The organism is Paenibacillus sp. JNUCC 35 (genome assembly GCF_058269095.1).
In genome coordinates this window covers 2760742-2773752 of record NZ_CM177771.1, presented here as the reverse complement: position 1 = coordinate 2773752, position 13011 = coordinate 2760742, and the positions used below count along the sequence as shown (strand labels likewise).

Annotated in this window: 1 protein-coding gene; it reads right to left on the bottom strand. The window is 56.7% G+C overall.

What is annotated here, in order from left to right; all coding sequences use genetic code 11:
• Positions 1-23: 23 nt before the first annotated feature.
• Positions 24-12581, bottom strand: coding sequence for an amino acid adenylation domain-containing protein (locus tag AC2TF6_RS12720; protein ID WP_491311318.1), 12558 nt, complete (start codon positions 12579-12581; stop codon positions 24-26).
• Between the last annotated feature and the right edge of the window lie 430 nt (positions 12582-13011).

Genomic DNA, 13011 nt, shown 5'->3' with positions numbered 1-13011 from the left:
ACGCACATCCGCCGGGTAAAGCTTTAGAAAACAATATCAATAGCTTCCAGCAAGTCCTCTTCCTGCTCCGAAGAACCGTTTAAGGAAAGATCTTTCAGCAGGACATGAGGCTGCTCGCAAATTTTGGAGAGGATGGTCAGAAAGTCTTCGGCAAAATTGTCGATCATGTTCCGGGTAAACAGTTTAGTCGCATATTCAAAATGACCGCTCATGCCTTCTTCCTCATGCGTAACTTCCAGGGTCAGATCAAATTTGGCGACCGTCTGGGCCTCGATATAAGGTTCGACGGTTAACTCTCCGAAACGGCTGATCCGGTCTTCTCTCGTTTCCATCACAAACACCGAGTCAAATATCGGATGCCGACTCAACTCCCTTGCCGCCTGTACTTTTTCCACAAGCTCCTCGAACGGATAATCCTGGTTTTCATAGGCTCCCAGCATCGTTTCTTTGATTTCATCCAGGTAAGCAAGGAACATTTTCTCACCGGACGGGTAATTTCGGATCGCCAGCGTGTTCACGAACATTCCGATCAGAGGTTCCGTATCCGCATGAGTTCTGCCTGAGACCGGCGTGCCCACAATGATGTCTTCCTGTCCGGAATACTTATGCAGAAGAACGGTGAAGGCGGCGAGGAAAACCATATACAAGGTTGCGCCGTTATCGTCCGCGATTTGCTGCAAGGCTTCGCTTTGCTGCTTGTCTATGGCAAAATCCAGCACATCTCCCTCGTAGCTCCGCACCGCCGGTCTCGCGAAATCGGTCGCCAGTTCAAGCTGCGGCAGCTCTCCGTCCAGCACGTCCAGCCAGTACGCTTCCTGTTTTTTCAGACGCTCGCTCTGCGCTTCGGACTGCTGCCACGAAGCGAAGTCCTTATATTGAATCCGCAGCGGCCGGAGGTTGTCGCCCGTATACATGCGGAGAAGATCGTCGATTAAAATTCCGGTGGACACGCCGTCGGAAACAAGATGATGGATGTCGAACATCAGAATATGCCGGTTCCGTTCCAGCCCGATCAGACCGACCCGCAGCAGCGGCGGTTGTTCCAGATCAAAGACGCGGACAAACTGTGCGGCAATTTCCCGGGCTCCTTCTTCGTCCGACTGCCGGTACTCCAGGGCGAAATTCACTTCCGGGTAAATAACCTGTGCAGGTTCGCCGTCCACCATCTCGAATGCCGTACGCAAAATCTCATGACGGCCGATCAGCCCGCGAAGCGCAGCTTCAAAGCGACCGCGGGCCAGTTCCCCTTTGAGGACCATGAGGCCCGACATATTGTAGCTCAGCTCCGCGCCTTCCATCTGATGCTGGATGTATAGCCTTTTCTGAACGGAAGACAGCGGGTAATGAGCGCGTTTTTCGAGTACAGGGATGGCGGTGTGTTCCCGGTGTTCCAGTCCCGCTATGGTTTGAGCCATTTCTTCAATCGTCGAATGCCGGAAAACATCTCGCAGCGGCAGATCGACGTTCAGTTCCTTGTGCACTTTGCCGACAAGCGTCGTCGCCCGCAGGGAATGTCCGCCCAGGTCGAAGAAGTTATCGCGGATGCCGATTTCCTTCTGAAGACAGAGCACGTCCTGCCAGATGGCGGCCAGCTTCGCTTCCAGCGGCGTCCTTGGCGCGATATACTCCGCGCCTCCGTCCGCGCCCGCTTCCGGCGCCGGCAGCGCCTTGCGGTCGACTTTCCCGTTCGGCGTCAGCGGAATCCGCTCCAGCCGGATGAAGTACGACGGGATCATGTAGCCCGGCAATTCCTGCGCCAGCGCGCTTCGCAGACTGCTTGCGGCAAGCTCGCCGCCCGCCGTGAAGTAGGCGCACAGCGCTTTCTGCCCGCTGCCGTCTTCGCGTACGATGACGACCGCTTCGCGGACACCGTCCGTCTGAAGAAGCTGCGACTCGACCTCGCCGGTTTCGATCCGGTAGCCCCGGATTTTGGCCTGGTGGTCGATCCGTCCGATAAAGTCGACGTTGCCGTCCGCCGTCCACCGGGCCAAGTCGCCCGTGCGGTACAAACGTTCACCCGTGGCGAACGGGCTGTCCACGAACTTCTCCTCCGTCAGATCCGGACGGTTCAAGTAGCCCCGTGCCACCCCCGGGCCGCCGATGCACAGCTCGCCCAGGACGCCGACCGGCACCGGGTTCAGGTGCGCGTCCACGATGTAGAACCTTGCGTTCAGCCACGCTTTGCCGATCGGCACGCTGCCCGTCTCCGGCAGCTTCGCCAGCGGCTCGTCGTAGAAGCTCGAATCAATCGCCGCTTCCGTGACGCCGTAGCTGTTGATGATCCGGAACTGCGAGCCGAAGCGTTCCTGCAGCACACGGTAGTCGCCTACGCTGCAGCTGTCGGAGCTGGTGATGAGCAGTTCCATCGAGCTCATATCCAGCGCATTTCCGGCTACGTGCTCCATAAACGGCACGATGAGCGCCGGAGTCGATTCGAACACGGTAATCTGCTGTTCTTGGATCCAGCCGTGCAGGCGGGCCGGGTCGATCCGGTCGTCTTTCGGCACGATGACCATCGTGCCGCCGTTGTACAGCGTCCGCGCGATATCTCCGACGAACACGTCGAAGGAGAAGCTTGCAAGCTGGAGCAGCCGTACCGGGAACCGGTCCAGCCGGTATTCCCGGCGGTAGGCGGCCGCCGTGTTCACAAGGCTGCCGTGTTCGATCATGACGCCTTTCGGCCGTCCCGTCGTGCCGGACGTGTAGATCACGTAAGCGAGATCGTGCGGCTGGGTTTCGGCTGGGACACCGTCCGGCGTGCCTGATGCGGACAAGCTGCCGTCCGATCCGCTGTCAGCCGTGCTGCCCAACGCAGCGCCGTCTCCTTGACCCGCAGACACCCGGGCACTCTCTGGGCTTTCATCAGCATCCCCGATTACGCTGCCTTCCAAGACGACTCCGATAGCCGCATTCTCTCCGTCCCCGCTGTACGACTTTTCGTCGTCCAGGCAAAGGATCGTGCGCAGCGCCGTCTCTTCCGCTTCCAGCCAAGCCTCGGCGCTCTCTCTGAGAGAAGTCTGCGTCAGCAGCACCGTCGCTCCGCTGTCTTCGAGCATAAACCGGATGCGGTCGGCCGGATAATCGGGATCTAGCGGCACGTACGCGCCTCCCGCTTTCCATACGGCGATCACGCCGACGAGCAGCTCAACCGAACGCTCGGCCAAAATGCCGACGATCGACTCTCTGCCGAGGCCGCTCTCGCGCAGCGTACCGGCCAGTCGGTTCGCCCGTTCGTTGAGCTCCCGGTAGGACAGCTTGTTGTCTTCGTAGACAACCGCCGCCGCATCGGGAGTGCGGGATACCTGTTCCTCGAACAGCCGGTGGAACGTCTGCACCTGCGGAAGCTCGGACATGGCCGGATTGAACGCTTCGAGCAGCTGCTCTTTTTCGGAAGGAGTCACCAGGTCAAGATCGGCGATTTTGGCTTCCGGGCTCATCACAATGGCATTCAAAAGCTGCTCGTAATGCTTGGCCATTCGTTCTATCGTTTCTTTTTTATACAAAGAGGTTGCATACTCGAACAAGTAATCCAGGCCGCCGGAGGCTTCCGTCACATCCAGACTAAGGTCAAACTTGGACACGATTTCTTCGCTCGCATAAGGAACCAGCCGGAGGCCGGGCAGTTGAAGCTCTTTGTTTTCCGTGTTTTGCAGCGTGAACATCGTGTCGAAAAGCGGGTTGCGACTTAGATCCCGGGCAACCTGCACCTTTTCCACCAATTCCTCGAACGGGTAGTTTTGATGCTCGTATGCGCCCAGAGTCGTTTCCTTGACCTCCTGCAGGTAGGAGAGGAACGTTTTGTCCGCGGCCGGGTAATTGCGGATTGCCAGCGTATTGACGAACATTCCGATGAGCGGCTGCACATCTCCGTGTGTCCTGCCGGCAATCGGCGTGCCTACGATCAAGTCTTCCTGAGCTGTATATTTATGCAGCATGACTGTATATGCCGCAAACAGAACCATGTATAAGGTTGTGCCTGTTTCCGCCGCCAGCCGCTTTAAGCCTTCACTCTTCTGCGCATCCATGGAAAATTGGAGCGTCCGTCCTTCGTAGCTCTGCAGGGCAGGCCGGGCATAATCCGTCGGCAGCTCCAGCACCGGCAGTTCTCCCCGGAAGGCATTAAGCCAGTAAGCTTCCTGACGCTTTAGCTGCTCTTTCTGCCCTTCGGACTGCTGCCAGACGGCGTAGTCCTTGTATTGAATGCGCAGAGGCTCCAACTCTTCTCCGCTGTATAAGCGGACGAACTCTTCCACCAGCACGTCCATCGAAACTCCGTCGGACACGATATGATGCATATCGAACATCAAGAGTTGCCGCTCAACCGCCAGTTCGACCAAGCCGACCCGAATCAAAGGCGGTTTCGTGAGATCGAACGGACGGACAAAAGCCAGTACCGTTTCTGCCGCTTCTTCCTCGCTTGCCCCGACATGTTCCACGGAAAAGTCCACATCCGGGTATACCCGCTGCACCGCTTCCCCGTTCGCCATTTCGAAGCCCGTGCGCAGTGTTTCATGGCGCTGAATCAGACTGCGGAATGCTTCCTCGAACCGGTTCCGGTCCAGCGCACCTTCGAGTATCAGCGTACCCGGCATGTTGTAGCTCAGCTCCGCTCCCTCAAGCTGATTGAGAATATACAAACGTTTCTGAGCGGACGAAAGCGGATAGAACTCCCTTTTCTCCACAGCAGGAATGGAAACATGCTCCTGCCGTTCCATGTTGGCGATTGCCTCTGCCATATCTTCAACCGTCGAGTGACGGAAAACGTCTCTTAACGGCAGATCGACGTTCAGTTCCTTGTGCACTTTGCCGACAAGCGTCGTCGCCCGTAGGGAATGTCCACCCAGGTCGAAGAAGTTATCGCGGATGCCGATTTCCTTCTGAAGACCGAGCACATCCTGCCAGATGGCGGCCAGCTTCGTTTCCAGCGGCGTCCTTGGCGCGATATACTCCGCGCCTCCGTCCGCGCCCGCTTCCGGCGCCGGCAGCGCCTTGCGGTCGACTTTCCCGTTCGGCGTCAGCGGAATCCGCTCCAGCCGGATGAAATACGACGGGATCATGTAGCCCGGCAATTCCTGCGCCAGCGCGCTTCGCAGACTGCTTGGGGCAAGCTCGCCGCCCGCCGTGAAGTAGGCGCACAGCGCTTTCTGCCCGCTGCCGTCTTCGCGTACGATGACGACCGCTTCGCGGACGCCGTCCGCCTGGAGCAGCTGCGACTCGACCTCACCGGTTTCGATCCGGTAGCCCCGGATTTTCGCCTGGTGGTCGATCCGCCCGATAAAGTCGACGTTGCCGTCTGCCGTCCACCGGGCCAGGTCGCCCGTGCGGTACAAACGTTCACCCGTGACGAACGGGCTGTCCACGAATTTCTCCTCCGTCAGATCCGGACGATTCAAGTAGCCCCGTGCCACGCCCGGGCCGCCGATGCACAGCTCGCCCAGGACGCCGACCGGCACCGGGTTCAGGTGCGCGTCCACGATGTAGAACCTCGCGTTCAACCACGCTTTGCCGATCGGCACGCTGCCCGTCTCCGGCAGCTTCGCCAGCGGCTCGTCGTAGAAGCTCGAATCAATCGCCGCTTCCGTGACGCCGTAGCTGTTGATGATCCGGAACTGCGAGCCGAAGCGTTCCTGCAGCACACGGTAATCGCCTACGCTGCAGCTGTCGGAGCTGGTGATGAGCAGTTCCATCGAGCTCATATCCAGCGCATTTTCGGCTACGTGCTCCATAAACGGCACGATGAGCGCCGGAGTCGATTCGAACACGGTAATCTGCTGTTCTTGGATCCAGCCGTGCAGCCGGGTCGGGTCGATCCGGTCGTCTTTCGGCACGATGACCATCGTGCCGCCGTTGTACAGCGTTCGCGCGATATCCCCGACGAACACGTCAAAGGAGAAGCTCGCGAGCTGGAGCAGCCGTACCGGGAACCGGTCCAGCCGGTATTCCCGGCGGTAGGCGGCCGCCGTGTTCACAAGGCTGCCGTGCTCGATCATGACGCCTTTCGGTCGTCCCGTTGTGCCGGACGTGTAGATCACGTAGGCGAGATCGTGCGGCTGCGTCTCGTAAGAAATGCCGTCCGATCCGCTGTCAGCCGTGCTGCCCAACGCAGCGTTGTCTCCTAGACCGGCAAACACCCTGGCACTCTCTGCGCTTTCATCAGCATCCCCGATTACGCTGCCTTCCAAGACGACTCCGATAGCCGCATTCTCTCCGTCCCCGCTGTACGACTTTTCGTCGTCCAGGCAAAGGATCGTGCGCAGCGCCGTCTCTTCCGCTTCCAGCCAAGCCCCGGCGCTCTCTCTGAGAGAAGTCTGCGTCAGCAGCACCGTCGCTCCGCTGTCTTCGAGCATAAACCGGATGCGGTCGGCCGGATAATCCGGATCTAGCGGCACGTACGCGCCTCCCGCTTTCCATACGGCGATGACGCCGACGAGCAGCTCCACCGAACGTTCGGCCAGAATGCCGACGATCGACTCTCTGCTGACGCCTCCGGCGCGCAGCGTTCCGGCCAGCCGGTTGGCCCGTTCGTTAAGTTCCCGGTAGGACAGCTGCTTGTCTTCGTAGACAACGACCGCCGCATCGGGAGTCCGGACCGCCTGTTCCTCGAACAGCCGATGGAACGTCTGCACCTGCGGAAGCTCGGACATGGCCGGATTGAACGCTTCGAACAGCTGCTCTTTTTCGGAAAGCGTAAGCAGCTCCAACTGTTCGACGGGGATGTTCGGATCGGCCGTAGCCTGCTCGACCGCCCGAGTGAAATGCCCGTGAATCCCACGGATGTCTTCCTCGCTGAACGTATCCGCGTTATAGGTGAACCGGATCACAATCCGCTCGCCCGGAATAACCGTTATATCGAAATCGTAGTTCGTTTGCTCCGGGGCCTGAATGTTGGAAATGGCCAAAGCTCCGTTTCCTCCGATAAGCTGTTCGATCCGTTCCTCCATCGGATAGTTTTCGAATACCATGATATGGCTGATAAGATCGCGTTTTTGCTCGCTAAGCGCCTGGATTTCATAAAGCGGGAACGTATCGTACGCGCCCGAAGCAAGTGCCTGCTCCTGGGTTTTTCGCAAGACATCTGCCACAGATTCTCCCGCTTCGCTCCGAACCCGGACCGGAATCGTATTGATAAACAGGCCGATCATGCTTTCCACACCGGCGATATCCGCCGGACGGCCCGAAACGACGCAGCCGAACACGACATCCCGGCTGTTGTTATAAACCTGCAGAACGAGACCCCAGAGCGTTTGGACGAACGTACTCAGCGTCACCTGATTTTGCCTGGACACGCGCTCGATCCGCTCGCTCAGTTCCCGGCTGAATTCGAAATCCAGTTCGACCGCGTTGAAACTTTCCGCTTTACGCTGCGCTTTTTCCTGAGGAAGCTTCGTGTGCTGGTCGTAGCCGTTCAAATAACCGCTCCAATAGTCGGCTGCTGCGTTCCGATCCTGTTTCTCCAGCCATTCGATATAGCGGGCAAACGGAGTAACGGGAGGAAGTTCCGGTTTTCTTCGTTCCAGAAACGCGAAATAGCTTTCAAACACTTCCTTGATCATGAAGGACATGCACCAGCCGTCCATCAGGATATGATGGTGGCTCCAGATCAAATGCCAGGTTTGTTCATCAGTCCGCACAAGGGTCACCCGCATAAGCGAGTCATGCGCCAAATCAAATTTCCGGGCTTTGTCGGCGTTTGCCAGTTCAGCGAGTGCTTGCTCTCTCTCCGCCTCGTCAAGTCCGCTTACATCTTCGTAGTAAATTTCGCCTTTCCGCTGACGAAACACGATCTGAACCGGCTCATCTTTCCATCCGCTTATAAAATTGGTCCGAAGCGCTTCATGCCGTTGAATCAGCATATCCAGCCCTTTCGCAAAAGCTTCGGCGTCGAGGCTGCCCTGCAGATCGAACGTCACCTGCTCGAAATAGGCTTCCGAATCGGCGTCCAGCAGGCTGTGGAACAGCATGCCCTTCTGCATCGGAGTCAGCGTGTACACATTTTCCAGCTCGCCGATGGGGGCGGTGCGTGCCGTCAGCTGCTCCAGCTCTTCTACGGACAGCTCTGGCAGCAGGACATCGCTCGGCGTAAGCTCCGGCAGATCCTTGGACAAGCAGTGCGCGATTACTCCCCGCAAGCTTGTTTCCAAGAGGCTCCCCAGCCGCTCAATCGTCTCCCGGCGGTACTGTGTCGTGCCGTAGCGGATCGTAAGCTCAAGCGAGCCCTCCGTGACCATACCGTTCATGTCGAGCGCGAAATCCATCACCGCGTTTTCGCTGATATCGTTCCCAGTTGAGAACGGAGAAGGTTCCAGGCCGCTGCTCTGATAATCCTGATCGAACTGGCCGAGGTAGTTAAAGCTGATTTCCGGATCGGAACCGAATAGGTCGCTCTCCCGCTCTTCCGACATGTACCTCAGAATGCCGTAGCCGATTCCCTTGTTCGGAATACGCCGGAGGCCTTCCTTGGTCTGCTTGATCTGCTGGGCAACCGTCTGATCCCGGCCGCCCTCCAGCATGACCGGAAATTGGCTGGTGAACCATCCGACGGTGCGCGTAATGTCGACATCCGGAAGAATGTCTTCACGGCCGTGGCCTTCCAAATTCACGAGCACCCGGCTATGTCCCGTCCAGGCTTGGACGGCCATACCGAGGGCGGTAAGCAGAAGATCGTTCATCTCCGTATTGTAAGCGCGGTGCGCCTGTTTCAAGAGCTGCTCCGTCTCGCCTTCCGTCCATCTTACGGTCACGACATCGCTGTCTTTGAGCCGTGATTTATCCTGCCCCAAATCTTTGGGCAACTGCGCAAGTTCGATCCGCCCGGTCTGCCTCCAGTAAGCCCGCTCGGATTCAAGCGCCATACTACCCGCATAGCGGGACAACTGACCGGCCCATGTCTGGAACGAATCCGTTTTATGCGGAAGCGAAATCGCTTGTCCGCCGAGAGCCTGTTCGTAACCGGCCGCAAAATCTTCAAACAAGATGCGCCAGGACACGCCGTCCACAACAAGATGGTGGATGGCCATGAGCAAATGGTCGCCATCCGTGCAGCGGAATAGGCCCAGTTTCACCAAAGGCCCCTTTTCAAGGTCGATACTCCCCTGGATTTCGCTCGCCTTCGCCTCAACGGCTGCCTTGCAGCTTCCGAGGCCCGTAAAATCAGCCACTTCCAGGCTGAACAATTCTTCCTCCGTCCCCCGGTTCCACGCTTCATATCCGGCTCCGGTTTTGCGGTAAACCGTACGAAGCGCGTCATGGTGCTCGACCAGCTTAGCGATCGTTTTCCTCAGAGCCGTCTCCTCGAAACCTTCCCTGCGGTACTGCATGAAGGCCTGATTGCTGTGATGCGGATCGGCCGGATTTTGCCCAAAAAACCAGCCCTGAATCGGCGTCAGCGTCACGGCTCCCGTCACCTCTTCCTGGCTGGCGGTTTTGCCGGCCGTTTGAAGCTGCGGGCTGAGGGACGCTATCGTCGGATAGTGGAAAAGATCACGCATAACCAGCTTGTAACCGGCCTGAAGGAGCCTTGAAGAAACTTGCAGCGCTTTAATCGAATCGCCGCCGAGTCCGAAGAAATTGTCTGACAGACCGACTTTGTCTACGCCCAGCACGGACTGCCAGACGGCGGCAAGCGCCTGCTCCGCCGGAGTTCGGGGAGCGATGTATTTCACCTCTGCCTGTAAGCTTCCTTCCGGCTCGGGCAGCGCTTTGCGGTCTACCTTGCCGTTCGGCGTAAGTGGCAGCCGGTCCAGACACATCACGCGAGCCGGCACCATATGCGAAGGGAGCGTCTGCTCCAGATACGCGTGCAACTCTGTGGTATCGATTTCATATTCCGCCACCGCGTACCCGCACAAATACTTCTGGCCCCGCTCGTCCGTACGGTCGGTCACGACCGCTTGGCGGATGCCGTCAAAACGCAGCATGGCCGTCTCGATTTCGCCGAGCTCGATCCGGTACCCCCGGATCTTCACCTGATAGTCGATCCGCCCGATGAAGTCCACGTTGCCGTCTTCCATCCAGCGAGCCAGATCGCCCGTGCGGTACAGGCGCTCTCCGGCAGCGAACGGGCTGTCCGCAAACTTCTCTTCCGTCAGCTCCGGACGGTTCATGTACCCCCGGGCGACGCCCGGCCCGCCGATGCACAGCTCGCCCAGAATTCCTACGGGAACGGGGTTCAACTGAGCATCCACGATGTAAAATTTCGCATTCAGCCAGGCTTTGCCGATCGGCACGTTTCCGGCTTCCGGCAGCTTGGAGAGCGGTTCGTCGTAGAAGCTCGAATCAATCGCCGCCTCCGTCACGCCGTAGCTGTTGATGATCCGGAACTGAGAACCGAACCGTTCCTGCAGCTGCCGGTAATCTTCCACACTGCAGCTGTCGGAGCTGGTGATGAGAAGCTTCATCGAGCTCATATCGAGCCCCTGCTGCGCCACATGCTCCATAAACGGGATGATTAGCGCCGGCGTCGATTCGAACACGGTAATCTGCCGGCTCTGTATCCAGCCGTGCAGGCGTGTCGGATCGATCCGGTCGTCTTTCGGGCAGATGACCATGGTGCCGCCGTTGTAGAGCGTCCGGGCGATATCCCCGACGAACACGTCGAAGGAAAAGCTCGCCAACTGCAGCAGGCGTACGGGGAACTGATCGAGCCTGTATTCCTTGCGGTAAGCCGCTGCCGTATTCACCAGACTCCGGTGCTCGATCATAACGCCTTTCGGCCGTCCCGTCGTGCCGGAGGTGTAGATCACGTAGGCGAGGTCGTCCGGCCGGCTCTCCGCTGGCGCGTTCTCCCTTTCTTCGCTGTACGACTTCTCGTCGTCCAGGCATAGAATCGTTCGAAGCGCTCCTCCTTCTCCCTGCCACGTTCCGGCTCTGTCCCTCAGTCCGCTTTGCGTCAGCAGTACGGCCGCACCGCTATCTTCGAGCATATAGCGGATGCGATCGGACGGATAATCCGGGTCCAGCGGAACGTACGCGCCTCCAGCTTTCCATACCGCCATGACGCCGACGAGCAGATCGACCGAACGGTCGGCCAGAATACCCACGACCGCTTCACGGCCGATTCCGGCTCCGCGCAGCGAACCCGCCAGGCGGTTGGCCCGATCGTTGAGCTCCCCGTATGTGAGCTGATTGTTCTCGTACACCACTGCCGCCGAATCCGGATTCAGCGCCGCCTGTTCCTCGAACAATTGGTGGAACGTTTTGGCAGGCGGAAGTTCGGACACCGGCGGATTGAATTCCGTCAAAATTTTATTCTTCTCTTCATTGCTCAGCATGGACAGCTCGCGGACGGTTTGCCGGGGGTTAAGGACGATCTGGTCAATAATAGTAAACAACTGCTCCGAGATCCGTAAGATTTCACTCTCATCGAACAACTGAGCCCGGTAATCGATATTCAAATCAATTTCCTTATCGTCCAGCATATCTACAACGTGTACGGCAAAATCGCCCACTTCGTGCCCGGAATGACTGCTTTTCCGAATTACGCTGAGGCCGTCGTAATAAGTCCAGTTCACGGGCAAATATTCGATGTCCACCCGGAACAATTCGGGAACGTCCCACTGTTTGTTCCGCTCTCTTAAGTCTTGAATAAGCTGATTATACGGGTACTTCTGGTGGCGGAGATTCGCTTTCTGTTCTTTGGACACATGCTGCAAAAACGCCAATACATGCTGATCCGGCTCGAGCAGCATTCGGGTCGCAACCGTACTCACGAACATCCCTAACGTCTCTTTCTCCTGCTTCGACGTCCGGTTCGCATAGATGGTGCCGACTGTAATATCTTCATTTCCCGTTACTTTATGGAGCAATATGTATAAAGCCGCCAAAAACACCGTAAAGGTACTGATGTTGTTCTCTTCGCTGAAACGCTGCAGCTGTTCGTAGCGCTTGCCCGCGAAGGGCACACTCACCCTGTCGGCCTCCGTACTCACGGAGTAAGGCGAACTCGGTTTCATTCGTGTTATTTCCGAGAAGGATTCGAACTTGTCCAGCCAGTAGGCTTTGTCCTTCTGGTAGCGATCCGAACGCTCGTATTCTTGTTCGGCGTAGATGTAATCGAGATAAGTCCCTTTGGCTTTAGCATCCGGTTCTCGGCCGTCGATTAATTTCGCATAGTTTTCCATAATCGTCGTGCAAATAAGATGAGATGCGATACCGTCCGCTATGCTGTGATGTATTTTTATGTTAAACCAATGTTCTTCGTTATTCAGATTAAACAGGCAGAATTGATACAGTTGTTCGTCAAATATGGATATCGGCGTATGATTAAATTGATCCAGCCGCTCTTTCGCTTCGGCTTCGCTGCCCATTTCCATATAGTCGCAGTACGGTTCAATGTCCGATTCATTCGCAAACCACTGGACGGGTTCGCCGGCATCGGAAGACGCAATCCGGATTCGGAACGCATCGTGGTCCCGGACCAGCTGATAGATCGCCTGCATCAAAGCGTCGGTATTCACGGGTCCGCGAATAAACAAAGTACCCACGATGATTCCGACCGATGTATTCGGATACATCATTTCCATACTCCATATTCTTCGCTGCGCTTGAGTTAAAGCAAACCGTTTGTTCGTATTTTCTCTCACATCGACACTCTCCTGGTATAGAGATTCGTTTTCAGGTATGCAAACCTGTTATCTAAATTCCACACTCCAAACTTTGAAAAAAACTTGGACAAAAAGTGAAGGGTCTCTTTCGGCAGGCTCGTCTAATTAATTGTCCGATGGGTAAAAATATTCCAAAACTTGACATTTGATGTCGGATAGAGATAATGAGTAAAGGTATCCTCCCTTCGCGGGCAGTTTAGCAAATGGATGAAATCATCCCGTCTACGGGATTTTGCAACAAGAAATTCTTGCATTTAAATCTAAAACTATTTTTGCTTTCAAGCTTTGTAGGAGTTCCATTTGCTTCCTCTTCTTATAAAATTGCATAATTCACCATCAATTACCAATTATAACTGATGTCCTCCCGGTAATCATGGTATTTTCGAACTATTTTGTATTAATTTAATAA